Source organism: Promicromonospora noduliphila, from assembly GCF_056951025.1.
The window spans coordinates 5237337-5252928 of record NZ_CM167806.1 but is presented as its reverse complement, the minus strand read 5'-3'; the positions used below and the strand labels follow the sequence as shown (position 1 = coordinate 5252928).

11 protein-coding genes and 1 tRNA gene are annotated in these 15592 nt (G+C 71.2%); 5 read left to right on the top strand and 7 right to left on the bottom strand.

The genetic code is table 11. The features are described 5' to 3' along the window. Positions 1–189 precede the first annotated feature (189 nt). Positions 190–263, top strand: a tRNA-Leu gene (locus AC0QU1_RS22830). A 15-nt stretch (positions 264–278) separates the two neighbouring features. On the opposite strand, the gene AC0QU1_RS22825 is transcribed toward AC0QU1_RS22830, so the two are convergent. Then, on the bottom strand, positions 279–2519 hold the full coding sequence (locus AC0QU1_RS22825) for an excinuclease ABC subunit UvrA (protein WP_483572669.1): 2241 nt from the start codon (positions 2517–2519) through the stop codon (positions 279–281). A 120-nt stretch (positions 2520–2639) separates the two neighbouring features. Between AC0QU1_RS22825 and AC0QU1_RS22820 the strand changes: the two genes are divergently transcribed. Continuing rightward, positions 2640–3164, top strand: coding sequence for a helix-turn-helix domain-containing protein (locus AC0QU1_RS22820; protein WP_483572668.1), 525 nt, complete (start codon positions 2640–2642; stop codon positions 3162–3164). A gap of 7 nt (positions 3165–3171) precedes the next feature. Here AC0QU1_RS22820 and AC0QU1_RS22815 read toward each other — a convergent pair whose 3' ends face one another. After that, positions 3172–3774, bottom strand: coding sequence for a ClpP family protease (locus AC0QU1_RS22815; protein WP_483572667.1), 603 nt, complete (start codon positions 3772–3774; stop codon positions 3172–3174). Between the two features lie 253 nt (positions 3775–4027). Between AC0QU1_RS22815 and AC0QU1_RS22810 the strand changes: the two genes are divergently transcribed. Further along, a complete protein-coding gene (locus tag AC0QU1_RS22810; protein WP_483572665.1) occupies positions 4028–8089 on the top strand; it encodes an efflux RND transporter permease subunit in 4062 nt (1353 codons plus the stop codon). Positions 8090–8248: 159 nt separating this feature from the next. On the opposite strand, the gene AC0QU1_RS22805 is transcribed toward AC0QU1_RS22810, so the two are convergent. Beyond that, on the bottom strand, positions 8249–9154 hold the full coding sequence (locus AC0QU1_RS22805) for an ABC transporter permease (protein WP_483572664.1): 906 nt from the start codon (positions 9152–9154) through the stop codon (positions 8249–8251). After that, a complete protein-coding gene (locus AC0QU1_RS22800) occupies positions 9151–10104 on the bottom strand; it encodes an ABC transporter ATP-binding protein (protein WP_483572663.1) in 954 nt (317 codons plus the stop codon). The genes AC0QU1_RS22805 and AC0QU1_RS22800 overlap by 4 nt, the downstream gene beginning before the upstream one ends. Before the next feature lie 187 nt (positions 10105–10291). Between AC0QU1_RS22800 and AC0QU1_RS22795 the strand changes: the two genes are divergently transcribed. Beyond that, positions 10292–11197 (top strand): Bax inhibitor-1/YccA family protein, encoded by a 906-nt coding sequence (locus AC0QU1_RS22795; RefSeq protein ID WP_483572661.1) that lies wholly within the window; start codon positions 10292–10294, stop codon positions 11195–11197. A gap of 122 nt (positions 11198–11319) precedes the next feature. Here the strand turns inward: AC0QU1_RS22795 and AC0QU1_RS22790 are convergent, their stop codons facing one another. The 3 genes from AC0QU1_RS22790 to AC0QU1_RS22780 all read right to left on the bottom strand — a co-directional run bounded on the left by AC0QU1_RS22790 (position 11320) and on the right by AC0QU1_RS22780 (position 14962). Then, entirely contained in the window at positions 11320–11937 is a 618-nt protein-coding gene (locus AC0QU1_RS22790; RefSeq protein ID WP_483572660.1) for a TetR/AcrR family transcriptional regulator, read from the bottom strand. After that, on the bottom strand, positions 11930–12823 hold the full coding sequence (locus AC0QU1_RS22785) for an alpha/beta fold hydrolase (protein ID WP_483572659.1): 894 nt from the start codon (positions 12821–12823) through the stop codon (positions 11930–11932). The genes AC0QU1_RS22790 and AC0QU1_RS22785 overlap by 8 nt, the downstream gene beginning before the upstream one ends. A 102-nt stretch (positions 12824–12925) precedes the next feature. Continuing rightward, entirely contained in the window at positions 12926–14962 is a 2037-nt protein-coding gene (locus tag AC0QU1_RS22780) for a glycoside hydrolase family 15 protein (protein WP_483572658.1), read from the bottom strand. A gap of 192 nt (positions 14963–15154) precedes the next feature. Between AC0QU1_RS22780 and AC0QU1_RS22775 the strand changes: the two genes are divergently transcribed. Beyond that, positions 15155–15577, top strand: coding sequence for a YciI family protein (locus AC0QU1_RS22775; protein WP_483572657.1), 423 nt, complete (start codon positions 15155–15157; stop codon positions 15575–15577). The last annotated feature ends 15 nt before the right edge of the window (positions 15578–15592 follow it).

The window sequence follows — 15592 nt, the reverse complement described above, 5'->3', positions numbered from 1 at the left end:
TCGGTCAATCGATTGACCGATCTCGAGGCAAGCGACCGAACTCAGTGTTGAGGTTCGTGCAAAGGACCGAACTCAGCGTTGTGGTCCGTGCAAGGGACCAAACTCGGCGCCGGAGTCCGTGCAAGGGGCCGAAGTCGGTCGCGCGAACACTCTCCTCCGGAGATGCGCCCTCGGTAGGCTCTGGGGTGCGCCCCCATAGCCCAACTGGCAGAGGCAGCCGGCTTAAACCCGGCACAGTCCCGGTTCGAATCCGGGTGGGGGCACGTCGGCGAGGCCGGTCAGGCGATCAGCTCTGCGAGGTGGCGGCCCGTCAGCGAGGTCTCGTGCCGCGCCAGGTCGGCGGGTGTCCCCTCGAAGACGACGCGGCCGCCGTCGCGCCCGCCGCCCGGGCCCATGTCGATCACCCAGTCGGCCCGGGCGACGATCGACAGGTTGTGCTCCACCACGATGACCGACCGGCCGGAGTCGACGAGGCGGTCGAGCAGGCCGGCCAGGTTGTCGACGTCCTGCATGTGCAGGCCGGCGGTGGGCTCGTCGAGCACGAACGTCGGGGTGTCGCCGCCCATCTCGATCGCGAGCTTGAGGCGCTGCCGCTCGCCGCCGGACAGGGTGTTGAGGTGCTGCCCGAGGGAGATGTAGCCCAGGCCGACGTCGGAGAGGCGGGAGAGCATCGGCAGCACGGCCTTCTCCGTGAAGAAGCCCAGGGCCTCCTCGACGGACATGTCGAGCACGTCGGCGATGTTCTTGCCGCGCAGGGTGTAGCCGAGCACCTCGTCGGTGAACCGCTTGCCCTCGCACGCCTCGCACACGCTGGCGACGCCGGCCATGAAGGCGAGGTCGGTGTAGATGAGGCCCACGCCCTTGCACTCCGGGCACGCGCCCGCCGAGTTGGCGCTGAACAGGGCCGGCTTGACGCCGTTCGCGCGGGCGTACTGCTTGCGGATCGGCTCGAGGATCCCGGTGTAGGTGGCCGGGTTGGACCGCCGCGATCCGCGGATCACCGACTGGTCCACGAACGTGACGCCGTCGCGGGGCAGGCAGCCGTGGATGAGCGAGCTCTTGCCCGACCCGGCGACGCCGGTCACCGCGACCAGCACCCCGAGCGGGACGTCGACCGAGACGTCCCGGAGGTTGTGCAGGTTCGCGTGCTCGATCCGCAGCGCTCCGGTCGGGGTGCGCGGCGCGGCCTTGACCGTGACCGCCTGGTCCAGGTGCTTGCCGGTGGCGGTCCCCGAGGTGCGCAGCCCCGCGAGGTCGCCCTGGTAGACGACGGTGCCGCCGTGGGTCCCCGCGCCGGGACCCATGTCGACGAGGTGGTCCGCCGCCGCCATGACCTCCGGCTTGTGCTCTACGACGAGCACCGTGTTCCCCTTGTCCCGCAGGCGCTGGAGCAGGGCGTTCATCTGCCGTACGTCGTGCGGGTGCAGGCCGATGGTCGGCTCGTCGAACACGTAGGTCATGTCCGTCAGCGCCGAGCCCATGTGCCGCACCATCTTGGTCCGCTGTGCCTCGCCACCCGACAGCGATGACGACTCGCGGTCCAGCGACAGGTAGCCCAGCCCGATCTGCTCGAACGTCGCGAGCAGGTCGTTGAGCCCGTCCAGGATGGGCTGGACGTGCGGGTCGGCGAGGTCGCGCACCAGGTCGGCCAGGTCGGTGAGCTGCATCGCGGCGGCTTCGCCGATGTGCTTCCCCTTGACCAGTGACGACCGCGCACGGTCGTTGAGGCGTGTGCCGCCGCACTCCGGGCACGACGCGAACGTCGCGAGCCGGTCGACGGCGGCACGCATCGCCCCCTTCATCGACTCGACGTCCTTGACCAGGTAGAGCCGCGTGATCTTGGGGACCAGCGACTCGTAGGTGACGTTGATGCCGCCGGAGACGATCTTGCGCTCGGCGCCGTACATCAGGTCGTGCCACTCGGTGTCCGTGTAGTCCGCCAGCGGTTTGTTCACGTCGAACAGTCCGGAGTCGGCGTACACCTTCCAGTACCAGGTGCCGACGCCGAAGTTGGGGAACGTGATGGCGCCCTCGGCCAGGGACTTGCTGCGGTCCACGAGGGCCTCGGTGTCGATCGTCGAGACCCGGCCGAGGCCCTCGCAGTTGGCGCACATGCCCTGCGGGTCGTTGAACGAGAAGAGGTTGGACCCGCCGATGTGCGGCTGCCCGAGCCGCGACCAGATGACGCGCAGCATCGTGTAGGCGTCGGTCGCCGTGCCGACGGTCGAGCGGGCGTTGGCCCCCATGGGCTCCTGGTCGACGACGATCGCCGCCGACAGGTTCGACAGCGTGTCGACGTCGGGCCGCGGGCGCGACGGCATGAACCCCTGGAGGAAAGCCGAGTAGGTCTCGTCGATCAGGCGCCGGGACTCGGCCGCGACGGTGCCGAAAACGAGCGAGCTCTTACCCGAGCCGGAGACGCCCGTGAACACCGTGAGCTTCCGCTTGGGGATGTCGATCGAGACACTCTGCAGGTTGTTCTCGCGGGCTCCGCGCACCTCGATTGATCCGAACACCACTGTCCTTTCCTGGTCGGTGGTCCCATGGTGCCAGGAGGCACTGACACTCACCGGGCCCCCGCGGCGTTACGCCGGTAGCAGACGCCGGAACGACCCACGGTGTCAGTGGGGTTGGGTAGCGTGACGGGTACCAACGGCGGGAGTGGGCAGATGACGATGATCTCGATAGGCACCGCAGGCACTGCTGGGCTCGGCACCACCGACGACGGCGCACCGGGCACCAGACCCGGGACGCTCGAGCACACCCGCGAGCCGCTGCTGCGCGACCTGGTGGGTGGCATCCTCCGGCGCGCGCGCCGCGAGCAGCGGCGCACCCTGGCCGACGTCGCGTCGGACGCCCGGGTCTCGACCGCCTACCTGTCCGAGGTGGAGCGGGGGCGCAAGGAGGCCTCCTCCGAGGTGCTCGCCGCCGTGTGCGAGGCGCTCGGCATGCGCCTCGTCGACCTCGTGGAGCGCGCGTGGGCGGAGCTCGCCATCGCGCTCGCGGCGCAGGAGGAGGGCCGCCGGGTCCGCGTCCTGTCGTCGTCCGCCCGCCGTACGGCGGGCTTCTCGTCCTCGCGGCACCCCCTCCAGCCGGAGCCAGCCGCGCCGAGCAGCACCTCCGCCGTCGGACGGCGGGGAGAGGCCGTGCTGCTGGCGGCATGAGGGCGGCTCAGAGGCCCGCGCGCCGCTTTCCGCCAGGGCGGACGTCGTTCACGCGGTCGACGATCTTGTCGATCATGCCGTAGGCCAGCGCCTGCTCTGCGGTGAACCAGCGGTCGCGCTCGGAGTCCGCCGCGATCGTCTCGACGGGCTGGCCGGTGTGCTCCGACTGCAGGCGGGTCACGACCTCCTTGACGTGCCGGATGTTCTCGGCCTGGATCACGACGTCGCTCGTCGTACCGCCCACCCCGCCGGCGGGCTGGTGCATCATGATCCGCGCGTGCGGCAGCGCGTACCGCTTGCCCTTGGTGCCCGCGGTGAGCAGGAACTGGCCCATGCTGCCCGCGAACCCGACCGCGACCGTCGAGACGGCGTTGGGCAGGAGCTTCATCGTGTCGTAGACGGCGAGGCCCGCGCTGATGGAGCCGCCGGGGGAGTTGAGGTAGAGGCTGATGTCGGCCGCCGAGTCCTCGGCGGAGAGCAGCAGGAGCTGCGAGGTCACGCGGTTGGCGACGGCGTCGTCGATCTCGCTGCCGATCAGCACGATCCGCTGGTGCAGCAGGCGCGCGGCGAGGTGGTCGTCGAAGGGCTGGAGCTGGGTGGTCTCGGTCATGCCTCCACGATGACCCGGCCCCTGCTCGCCAGGTAGCGGTCTCTGCCCGCCGCAGATCTGCTCACGGCAGAGGCCGAGGTCGGAGCGGGTCTGCCCGCCGCGCCGTCCCGGGAGCACCACAGCCCGGGCTTGCCGCCACCGGCGGCCCCTGCCCTACTCTGTAACTTCGGTCGGTTTCACCCCGTTGGTCCGTCCAGGTCACGACGGCGGCGTCGCGCCCATGTCCGAACCTCGTCCGTACCGTGGAGTCTTCGTGTTCCATCTCGCCCGGCTGTCCCTCGCGAACCGAGCCGTCGTGGCGCTGGTGACCATCGCGATAGCCGCGTTCGGGGTGCTGAGCATGACCTCGCTCAAGCAGGAGCTGATCCCGTCCCTCCAGCTCCCGACGGGCATCGTGAGCGCGCAGTACCAGGGCTCGTCGCCCGAGGTCATGGAGGAGCAGGTCACCGACGTGATCGAGGAGGCGATCGCCTCGGTCGACGACGTCGCCTCCGTCCGCTCGACGGCGTCCACCGGCATCTCGCTGACCACCGTCGAGTTCACGTACGGCACCGACATGGAGGCCGCCACCCAGCGCCTCCAGACGGCGGTGGCCGGCGTCCAGCCTGCCCTCCCCGAGGACGTCGAGCCGCAGGTCACCACCGGCTCCGTCGACGACGTGCCCGTGGTCCAGATGGCCGTGTCCGGGGACGAGAGCCCCAACGCCCTCGCGGACACCGTCGAGACCGTGCTGGTGCCCGCGCTGGAGGAGGTCGACGGCGTCCGCTCCGTCTCGGTCACCGGGCAGAGCGAGACCGAGGTCCGCATCGTGCCGGACCAGGAGAAGCTCGCTGCGGCCGGTCTCACGCCGGAGGACCTGACCACCGTGCTGCAGGACAACGGCGTGGTCATGCCGGCGGGGGAGATCACGGAGGGCGGTCGTGCCTGGTCCGTCCAGCTCGGCAAGCCGGTCGACATGATCGACCAGCTCAAGCAGCTCCCCGTCATCCCAGGCGGGACGGGCGGGACGGGCGCGGCAGGCGGCGATGCAGGCGCGGCGGGCGGCACGGCGACGCCGGACGCGACGGGCACGCTCCCGACCGAACCGGACGCCCCGACCACCCCGGCGCTGGTGGGCCAGGTCGCGTCCGTGCAGCTCAAACCGGTCGAGGCGACGTCGTACTCCCGCCTCGACGGCTCGCCGTCGCTCGGCCTGGCCATGACCAAGACGCCCGACGCCAACACCGTCGAGGTGTCGCACGCGATCGAGGAGGCGCTCGCGGAGCCCGACGTGGCCGACACGCTGTCGGAGCGCGGCATCGAGACGGCGGTCGTGTTCGACCAGGCCCCGTTCATCGAGGACTCGATCCACGGCCTGGCCACGGAGGGCGGCCTCGGCCTGCTGTTCGCGGTGGTCGTCATCCTCGTGTTCCTCATGTCGATGCGGTCCACGCTGGTGTCGGCGATCTCGATCCCGCTGTCGCTCGCGGTGACGTTCATCGCGATGAACGCCGGCGGCTACACGCTGAACATCCTCACGCTGGGCGCGCTCACCATCTCGATCGGCCGCGTGGTCGACGACGCGATCGTCGTGATCGAGAACATCAAGCGGCACATGTCCTACGGCGAGGAGCGGACCGCGGCCATCCTCGCGGCCGTGCGGGAGGTGGGCGGGGCCATCGCCGCGTCCACGATCTGCACCGTCGCGGTGTTCCTGCCGATCGCCCTGGTCGGTGGCATGGTCGGCGAGCTGTTCCGGCCGTTCGCCCTGACCGTGTCGATAGCGATGCTCGCATCGCTCGTCGTGGCCCTGACCATCGTTCCGGTGCTCGCCTACTGGTTCATCCGCCCCCCGAAGGACGCGGGCCGTGATGCGGTGCAAGCGCGTGCGGAGGCCGAGCGCAAGGAGAGCCGCGGCGTCTGGCAGCGGCTGTACGTGCCGTCGCTGGGCGCCGCGCTCGCCCGGCCCGTGGTCACCATCGGGGTGGCCGTCGCGATCCTCGGCGGCACGGTCGCCCTGGTCCCGAACATGGAGACCAGCTTTCTCGGGGACAGCGGCCAGGACACCGTCACCGTCACGCAGCGCTACGCGCCCGGCACGTCGCTCAAGGGTCAGGACGAGGCTGCGAAGCAGGTCGAGGCCGCGCTGGCCGACGTCGGCGCCGTCGACAGCGTGCAGACCACCGTCGGCAGCGGCGGCGACATGTCGATGGCGGCGTTCGGCGGCGCCAGCGCGGACCTCAAGGCATCGTTCGCGGTCACCCTCGACGAGGACGCCGCCGGCGCGACGGCCGCCGCCGACATCCGCGCGGCCGTCGAGGGGCTGACCGAGGCGCCCGCGACGGAGGTCTCGGTGTCCGCAGGCGACTCCGTCGGCACGTCGTCCATCGACCTGGTGGTCCGCGCGCACGACGACGCGACGCTGGCCGAGGCCACCAGCCAGCTCCACGACGCGATGAGCGGCCTGGACGGCGTCGCCGAGGTGAGCAACGACCTGGCAGCGGCGCAGGAGATCGTCGAGGTGACCGTCGACCGCAAGGCCGCTGCCCAGTACGGGCTCACCGAGACGCAGGTCTCCGGGATCGCGTCCGCCGCGATGACCGGCTCGCAGGACATGGGGGAGCTGCAGACCGCAGAGGGACCGCTCGGTGTGACGCTCTACGCGGGTGCCGTGCCGACCACCATGTCGGAGATCGGCGAGATCCCGGTCCCGACTCCTGCCGGCCCGGTGCCGCTGAGCGAGGTCGCGAACGTGGAGGTCGCCGACTCGCCGACGTCGATCAGCCGGATCGACGGCGAACGGTCCGCGACGGTGTCCGTGACGCCGGCCGGTGACGACCTCGGCGCCGTCACCGACGCGGTGAACACCGAGATCGACTCGATCGACCTGCCGGCCGGCGCCACGGTGTCGGTGGGTGGCGCGGCCGCCGACCAGGCGGAGGCCTTCAGCGACCTGGGCCTGGCGCTGGTGGCGGCGATCGCCCTCGTGTTCGTGGTCATGGTGGCGACGTTCCGGAGCCTGGCGCAGCCCTTCATCCTGCTGGTCTCTGTCCCGTTCGCGGCGGTGGGTGCCCTGGTCGCGCTGGTCGCCACGAACACGCCGCTGGGGGTGCCCGCGCTCATCGGCACGCTGCTGCTGGTGGGCATCGTGGTGTCCAACGCGATCGTGCTCATCGACCTGATCAACCAGTACCGCCACGACGGCATGGGGCTCGACGAGGCGGTGCGCGAGGGCGCCCGCAAGCGGCTGCGGCCCATCGTGATGACGGCCCTGGCCACGGTCTTCGCGCTGACGCCCATGGGGGTCGGGCTGACCGGCGGCGGCGCGTTCATCTCGCAGCCGCTGGCGCTGGTGGTGATCGGCGGGCTCGTGTCCTCGACGCTGCTCACGCTCTACGTGGTGCCGGTGATCTACACGATCTTCGAGCGCCGGGCCGACCGGCGCCGGGCCGAGGACGAGGCGGCGGGCCGCGCCGCGCGCAGGCCGCCGACGGGCGCGTTCCAGATCGTCGGCCGGACGACGGCGAGGCCTGCGGCGGCCGGGCTGGTGCCGCAAGGGGCTCTGGTGTCGCAGGGTGCGGCGGTGTCACTGGGTGGTTCGATGCCGCAGGGCGGTTCGCTGTCGCAAGGTGGTCCGGTGCCGGAGGGTGCCGGGGCGTTGCAGGGTGGTCCGGCGCGCGACGGCTGGCCGCCGGTCAGGGAGGAAGCACCTGTCTCGTCCGGCGCCTGGATGGGGCCGGAGCGAACGCGGCGGGCCCGGCACAGCAAGCCGACGCCGGCTCAGGTCCCACCGACGGTCCCACCGACGCAGGTTCCGCCGGGCCAGGTCCCGCCAGCACACGTCCCGCCAGCTCAGGGCGTGCCCAACCAGGCACCGCCCACAGAGATTCCGCCCGCCCGTGCGCCGTCGGTCGAGATACCGCTCCAGCATGCGGCCCATTACGACGGGTCGGCTTACGACGGGTCGGCTCACCGGGCTCCCGACCAGTACGGCCGCCAGTCAGAGGCACCGCAGGCCTGGCCTCCGCGGCCTTCGGCGGCGCAGCGGCAGGACCCTTCGCAGCAGCCACTGCCGCAGCAGGAGTCACCGCAACGGCAGTCAACCCGCAGGCAGCCGCGGCGTCAGCAGGTGCCACGTGAGCAGATGCCGCGGCAGCAACCGGCGCCCCCGCCGGCCCAGCGGGCGCCGGCCGGACAGCAGTGGCCGAACCCGCCGCGGTCGGCGCCGAGCTATGCGCCGTCCGAATGGCAGTCGGAGCCCGAACGTGACGAGCTGCCGGACTGGGAGCAGGCGCCGCCCCCGGTCTGGCCCCACCCGCTCGACCCGCTCGACTGACTGTGCGGATCGCTTGCGCAGCCTGATGGTGCTGGGCCGTGGGCTGGTGTGTGACCCTTCGGCTGACTAGGAGAAATGTCTCGCGGGGATGGGTTTCGGAGAGTAGACACTGTCTACTCTCCGAAACCCATCCCCGCGAGGCAACGTTCCGCGAGCCGCTCAGGCGTCCTGCAGCTTCAGGCGCGTCGCCGCGCCCGCCAGCGCCAGCGCCGTGTAGCCGGCCAGCACGCTGATGCCCACCCACGGTTCGAGCACGTCGGGGAACGCGCCCGCCGACGGCGTGATCTGCGCACCCGCCACGCTCGGCAGCATCTTGTTCACGACCCCGACCCACTCGAGCTGGTCGGCCGCGAAGGTGGCGATCTGGAAGATCGTCGGGATCACGAGGAAGATCGCGACCACCGTGAAGATCGCGCCGGCCGTGTGCCGCAGCAGCGTGCCGACGCCCAGGGCGAACAGGGCCACGAGGGTCACGTACAGCACGGTGCCGAACAGCGACCGCACCTGCGTGCCGTCGCCGAAGTCGACGGTCGCGTCGTTGGCGTTCAGCAGCGGGTAGGTCACCAGCCAGCTCAGCGCGAGGGACACGGCCGTGAGCAGCGCCGTCACCAGCACGAGCACCACCGCCTTGCCGAAGAAGGCCGGGAGGCGCTTCGGCACGGCGGCGAACGTGGACCGGATCATCCCCGTGGAGTACTCGCCGGTGATCATGAGCGCGCCGAGCACCGCGACCACGAGGGCCGCCATCTCGTAGCCGGAGGTCACGACCGTCGTCCCGCCGAGGAAGCCGCCCGCCGCGGCGGCCTGTTCCTCCGGCGCGGCGCCCTCCATCTCGTTCCCGACGAGCTGCACCACGAACGCCAGCATCAGCGCGAAGCCGACCATCACCACGACGGTCGACCCCAGCGTCCACCAGGTCGAACGTAGCGTCCACAGCTTGACCCACTCCGAGTGCAGCACGCGCCAGAAGGTGACGTTGTGCACCGGGGTGTGCTCCGCCGTCGTGCCTGACACCGGACCGCCTGACACCGGACCGCCTGCCGCGGCGGTGGCCGTCGCGCTCATGCCTTGCTCCCCTCGAGGTGGGACGTCGCCGCGGCGACGGCGGCGAGGTCCTCTGACTGGTACTCCACCGCGTCGGCGGTGAGGGACATGTAGGCCTCCTCGAGCGTGGAGGCGACGGTCGTGAGCTCGTGCAGCACCACGCGCGCCGAGGCGGCGAGCTCGCCCACGGTGGCGGCGTCGGTGCCCCGGATCTCCAGCAGGCCCGGCTCGACGTCGTCCACCTCGGCGTCGGTGCCCTTCAGGAGCTCGACGAGCACGGTGGCCTGCGGCGACCGGACGCGCACGACCTTGCGCGCCGCGCCGTCGACGAACTCCGCGACCGGGGCGTCGGCGAGGATGCGGCCCTTGCCGATCACGATCACGTGGTCGGCCGTGAGGGCGACCTCGCTCATCAGGTGGCTGGACAGGAAGACCGTGCGCCCCTCGGACGCCAGGAACTTCGCGATGTTGCGCACCCAGAGCACGCCCTCGGGGTCGAGCCCGTTGACGGGCTCGTCGAGGATGAGCGTGCGCGGGTCGCCGAGCAGGGCCGCCGCGATGCCGAGGCGCTGGCCCATGCCGAGCGAGAAGCCGCCCACGCGCTTGCCCGCCACGGACTGCAGGCCGGTGAGCTCGATCACCTCGTCGACCCGCTTGGTCGCGATCCCGTGCGTCGCGGCCATGGCGAGCAGGTGGTTGCGCGCGGAGCGGCCGGTGTGCACGGCCTTCGCGTCGAGCAGGGCACCCACTTCCGCGAGCGGACGGCGGTGCGCCCCGTACGGCTTGCCGTTCACGGTCACCGAGCCGGACGTGGGCCGGTCCAGCCCCACGATCATGCGCATCGTGGTGGACTTGCCGGCACCGTTCGGGCCCAGGAAGCCCGTCACCTGGCCCGGCTGTACGGTGAACGAGACGTCGTTCACCGCCGTCTTCGCGCCGTACCTCTTCGTCAGGCCTCTGGCCTCGATCATCACTTGCCCTTCCATCTGGTACGCCGGGGTGGTTGCCACGAGACTATGGAGCCGACGGCGACCGCCGCACCCATAAACAGCCCTGATCATCCCGTGGACGGACCCACTTCATCCATTGGTATGACCCGGGAACTCCTGAACCGTCCGCTGCGTTCCCTAGGATGGTCAGACAGACCAGGAGGAGCAGATGAGCAACCCCGTCTTTTCGAGAAGCGACGTCTTCGGTGAGCCCCGTCGCACCGGTGCTGCCGGTGCACGCCGCGGCGGCACCGCCACCTACCCCAACCAGAGTCCCGCATACGGCACTCCGCCGCAGCCTGGCCAGTACGGTCAGTACGGCGCGGCGGGACAGCAGGCGATGGACGCGTCGGAGCTCGACGCGATGTACCAGTCGCCGTCCGCCACCACGGCGGACACCAAACGGCTGACCTACGACGACGTGATCATCAAGACCGGTGGGCTGCTCGCCCTCCTGGTCGTGGTGGCGGCGGCGACGTGGACGCTGGTGCCGCGGGAGATGCTGTTCACGGTCATGATCGTGGGCGCGCTCGGCGGCCTGGTCCTTGGCCTGGTCAACGCGTTCAAGCGGAACCCGAGCCCCGCGCTCATCGTGATCTACACGGTGTTCCAGGGCGCGTTCCTCGGCGCGATCTCGCTGAACTACAACACGCTCTACGACGGCGTGGTGCTGCAGGCCGTCCTCGGCACGGTCTCCGTGTTCGCGGTGAGCCTGTTCCTGTTCCGGAGCGGCCGGGTCCGCGTGACGCCCAAGTTCACGCGCTGGCTGATGATCGCCATGGTCGGCTACCTGGTGTTCTCCCTGCTCAACGTCATCCTGATGTGGACGGGTGTGCTCGGTGAGTTCGGCATGCGCTCGTGGGGCGGCGGCATCGTCGGCATCGTCGTCGGCCTCATCGCCGTCGGTCTGGCGGCTGCCTCGCTGATCGTGGACTTCGACTCCATCAAGCGGGGTGTCGAGGCCGGTGCGCCGGCCAGGATGGCGTGGGCGGCGGCCTTCGGCCTGCTGGTGACGCTGATCTGGCTGTACCTGGAGATCCTGCGCCTGCTGGCGATCTTCCAGAGCAGCGACTGACGCCGCCCGGCTCGCCCGCTGCCGCGGGTGGGCCGGTCGCCAGACACGACAGAGGCGTGGATCCGGTTCGGATCCACGCCTCTGTCGTGCGCGGGCCGTCGAGCGTGCGCAGCGCCGTTTGGTCAGCCGGCCGCCTTCGTCCGCGCGGGAGCGTCCGTCGCGGCGAGCGCCGTGACGCCCGCGACGAGCATGTCGAGCAGCACGGCGAAGCTCTGGTCGACGTCCTCCCGCATGCGGAAGCCGCCGCCGAGCTCGAGCGTCACGAAGCCGTGCAGACCGGACCGGACGGCGCGGACGGCGTCGATCACGCGGTTCTCCGGGAGGTCGAAGCCCTGCAGCACGGCGACGACCACCTGAACGCCGTCGGCGGCGGCGGAGCGGAGCCGGGCGTCGGCCGGGTCCTCGGGGTCGGGGCCGATCTGCCCCGCCGCGTACCGCCCGGGGTGCTCGTGGGCGTAGGTGCGCCAGGCGCGCGCCAGCGCGCGGAGCGCATCCGGCCCGGCGCGGCCGACCGTCGCGGAGGTTCCGGCGGCGGTGAGCTCCCGGATGCAGATCAGCGCGACCTCGCGGCGCAGGTCCGCGAGCGAGCCGACGTGCTTGTAGAGGCTCGGGGCCGCGACGCCGGCCTTCGCGGCGACCTTCGCCAGGCTGAGCTCGGCGAACCCGCGCGACTCGCCGTCGTCGACCACCTGGACGGCCAGGCGCACGACGGCGTCCTGGGACAGGCCGGCCCTAGGCACGCTGGTCGCCGTCCTGGGCCCGGGCGGCGGGGGAGTCCGGTGCCTCCGGCAGCCGCGGGAGCCCGGCGAGGAAGTCGAGCACCGCGGGCACGACGACGTCGGGCGCCTGGTGCTGCGGGTAGTGGCCCACCTCGTCGACCAGGAGGCCGCGCGCGCCGATCGTCTCGGTCATCCAGTCCAGCTCGGCCGCCGGGTCGGCGAAGTCGGGGTCGAGCGACCCGGCCACGACCAGGGCGGGAGCCGTGACGGCGGCCAGCCGTGCCTCGACCACCGAGTGGTCGAGCGCCAGGGCGAGCTCGCGGAAGGAGCGCAGGTGCCCCGGCTCGCCCAGGGCCCGCCGGACCGCCGCGACGTGCTCGGCGTGCCGGGGCGAGCGGCGGCCCTTCGTGATCGACGAGTAGTAGGACCCCCAGAACGCGGCGCCCCACGGCCGGGTGAGCAGGACCCGGTAGCCCAGCCGCAGCGCCCACTGCGCTGTCGGGGACAGCTCCGGGTTGCGCAGCAGGGGGCTGAGCAGGACCAGGCCGCGCACCAGGTCCGGACGCTCGGCGGCGGCCCACGCGGCCGACGACGCACCCATCGAGTTGCCGAGCAGCACCGCCGGGCCGGCGTCGAGATGCTCGACGAGAGCGAGGAGGTCCCCGCCGGTGGCCTCGTCGCCGTGCGTGCGGAACGTGGTGTCGGAGTCGCCGTGACCACGCAGGTCGGCGACGACGACGCGGTAGCCGGCGTCGACGAGCGCCGGCGCGAGGTCGTCGTAGGTGGACCGCAGGTCGCCCATGCCGGGGACGGCGACGACGAGCGGGCCGGAGCCCGTGTCGGTGTAGGCGATGCGGCCCTCGGCGGTGGATAGGAAGGTGACCCGATCGCTCTGGCTGGTTGACATAGCCATAAAGCTACTCTCATTAGCCAGGAAGTGACAAGGCCCCATGCGTCAGGCCCTCAGGTCACCCGGGTGACCTGAGGGCCTGACGCGGACCAGAGTAGGTCAGACCTGGCGGGGCGCCCCGAAGTAGCCGTGCTCCGCCTCGCCGCTCTCGGCCCTGATCACGTGCATCACGGCGTTGATCAGCGCGAGGTGCGTGAACGCCTGCGGGAAGTTGCCCAGGTGCCTGCCGCTGCGCGGGTCGATCTCCTCCGCATAGAGGTTGAGCGACGAGGCGTAGCCGAGCAGCCGCTCGCACAGCGCCCTGGCGCGGTCGACCTCGCCGATCTCCACGAGCGCGGACACCAGCCAGAACGAGCAGATGGTGAACGTGCCCTCCTCGCCGCGCAGCCCGTCGTCCGTCTCGTCCGTGCGGTACCGCAGCACCAGGCCGTCCTCGGTGAGCTCGTCCGCGATGGCCAGCACCGTGGCGCGCACGCGCGGGTCGTCCGGCGGCAGGAACCGCAGCAGCGGCACGAGCAGCAGCGACGCGTCGAGCGCCGGGGCGCCGTAGCGCTGGGTGAAGACGCCGCGCTCGTCGACGCCCTTGGTGCAGATGTCGTCGGCGATCTCGTCGGCGACCTTCTGCCAGGCCTTCGCGTAGTCGAGCTCGTCGTACAGCCGGGCGAGCTTCGCGCCGCGGTCCATCGCCACCCAGCACATGAGCTTGGAGCTGGTGAAGTGCTGCGGCTCGCCGCGCACCTCCCAGATGCCCCGGTCGGGCTTGTGCCAGTGCTTGGCCGCCTCCTCGACCTGGCGCTTGAGGATCTGCCAGAGCGACTCGGGGAGCTGGTCGCGCGACTTGGCGTGCAGCCACACCGAGTCCAGCACGGCGCCCCACACGTCGTGCTGGCTCTGGTTGTACGCGGCGTTGCCGACCCGGACGGGCTGCGCCCCCTCGTAGCCGGACATCTGAGACAGCTCGAACTCGTCGAGCGTCTCCTCGCCGCCCACGCCGTACATGATCTGGAGCTGCCGGTTGTCGCGGCAGACGTCCTGGATGAACGAGAAGAAGTCGTCGGCCTCACGGTCCAGGCCGAGGGTGTACAGGCCCCAGAGCGCGAACGTCGAGTCCCGGATCCAGGCGTACCGGTAGTCCCAGTTGCGCTCCCCGCCCGGCGTCTCGGGCAGCGACGTCGTCGCGGCGGCGATCAGCGCGCCCGTCGGGGAGTAGGTGAGGCCCTTCAGGGTGAGCGCCGACCGCTGCAGGTAGGCGCGCCACGGGTGGTCGGGGAACTGGCCCTGCGTGATCCAGTCCCGCCAGAACCGCTCGGTGCGCCACATGGCGTCGAGCGCCTCCGCGTAGGTGTCCGGTGCGGACTGGGACCCCCACGACATCGCGACGAAGTGCGTGGTGTCCTGCGTCATCCGGGTGCGCGCGATGGCCCGCTTGCTCTCCAGGCCGAACCGCAGGCTGGACGTCATGTGCAGGTCCGGGTTCGCGTCACTGCCGCGCGCGATGACCTTCGAGTAGCCGGAGTTCTCGTACTCCCACTCGACCTCTTCCCGCGCGTAGTCGGGCCGGGGCTCGCACACGACCTCGAGGTCCACCGTGCCGGAGACGCACTTGATGGTGCGCATCAGGATGTGCTCGGCGTCGTCGTCCGTCGGGGTGCGGCGGTGCGTGCCGGAGCGCGACTCGACGTCGTGCCACGGGCCCATCAGCATGGCGTCGCGCACCACGAGCCACCCCGTCGAGGTCTGCCAGGTGGTCTCGAGGATGAGGGTGCCGGGCAGGTAGCGCCGCGCGACGGGCACGCGCACCCCGTGCGGCCCGACGCGGAAGTAGCCGGCCCCGCGGTCGAGGATCTTCGCGAAGATGCTGGGCGAGTCGGGGCGGGGGATGCACATCCACTCCACGCTGCCCGACGGCGCGATCAGCGCGTTGGTCTCGCAGTCGGACAGGAAGCCGTAGTCCGCGATCTGCGGGAACTTGCTGCGCCCGTCCCATGCACGCGGGGAGGCGCCGTCGCTCGACGGTCCTTTCACCGGGCCCGGGATCGCGGGCTTCTCCGGCGTGTCACGGCGTCGACGGGACCTGCCGGATGCCGTGGGGGCCTCGGCGTCGGCCTCCACCGGCTCAATCGATTCGAGCGTCATGAAGATCAAGGGTTCCGCACGCCCCGCGCGCGTGGCAAGCCAGGTCGGTGTGACGCGCGGAACCCACCCGGCACCGCGCGTGAAGACGTGCGCGAAGAAATTCTCGGGCCGTGTCGATCCACTGCTTTCCCGTTCGACCAGTGGATGAGAAGGTCCCACCAGGGACCCGGAGCATCCACAGGAGAAGGAACCATGGCGAAGTACATGCTGATCATGCGCGCGACCGACGAGACCTGGGCCGCCTTCGCGGACGTCGACTTCGAGCAGATCATGAACCAGATGGGCAAGTTCAACGACGAGCTGATCCAGGCCGGCGTGCTCGTGGCGGCCGAGGGCCTCGACGACGCGGCGCAGGGCGTCGTCGTCGACTACTCGTCCGAGCCGCCGGCCGTGACCGACGGCCCGTACGGCGAGACCAAGGAGCTGTTCGGCGGCTTCTGGATCCTGGACGTCGCCTCGAAGGAGGAGGCCGTCGAGTGGGCCAAGCGCGCGCCCCTGGCCGGGCCGGGCAGCAAGGCGGAGATCCGCCGGGTCACCCAGATCGACGAGTTCCCGCAGGACAACGAGTGGATCCAGAAGGAGCGCGCCTGGCGCGAGTCCACCGGCCAGCTCTGACCACCGGGCAGGACA

Coding starts and splice junctions, on each gene's coding strand:
- AC0QU1_RS22815 (WP_483572667.1), bottom strand. CDS start 3,774: ATGACCGAGACCACCCAGCTCCAGCCCTTCGACGACCACCTCGCCGCG.
- AC0QU1_RS22805 (WP_483572664.1), bottom strand. CDS start 9,154: ATGAGCGCGACGGCCACCGCCGCGGCAGGCGGTCCGGTGTCAGGCGGT.
- AC0QU1_RS22800 (WP_483572663.1), bottom strand. CDS start 10,104: ATGATCGAGGCCAGAGGCCTGACGAAGAGGTACGGCGCGAAGACGGCG.
- AC0QU1_RS22795 (WP_483572661.1), top strand. CDS start 10,292: ATGAGCAACCCCGTCTTTTCGAGAAGCGACGTCTTCGGTGAGCCCCGT.
- AC0QU1_RS22785 (WP_483572659.1), bottom strand. CDS start 12,823: ATGTCAACCAGCCAGAGCGATCGGGTCACCTTCCTATCCACCGCCGAG.
- AC0QU1_RS22780 (WP_483572658.1), bottom strand. CDS start 14,962: ATGACGCTCGAATCGATTGAGCCGGTGGAGGCCGACGCCGAGGCCCCC.
- AC0QU1_RS22775 (WP_483572657.1), top strand. CDS start 15,155: ATGGCGAAGTACATGCTGATCATGCGCGCGACCGACGAGACCTGGGCC.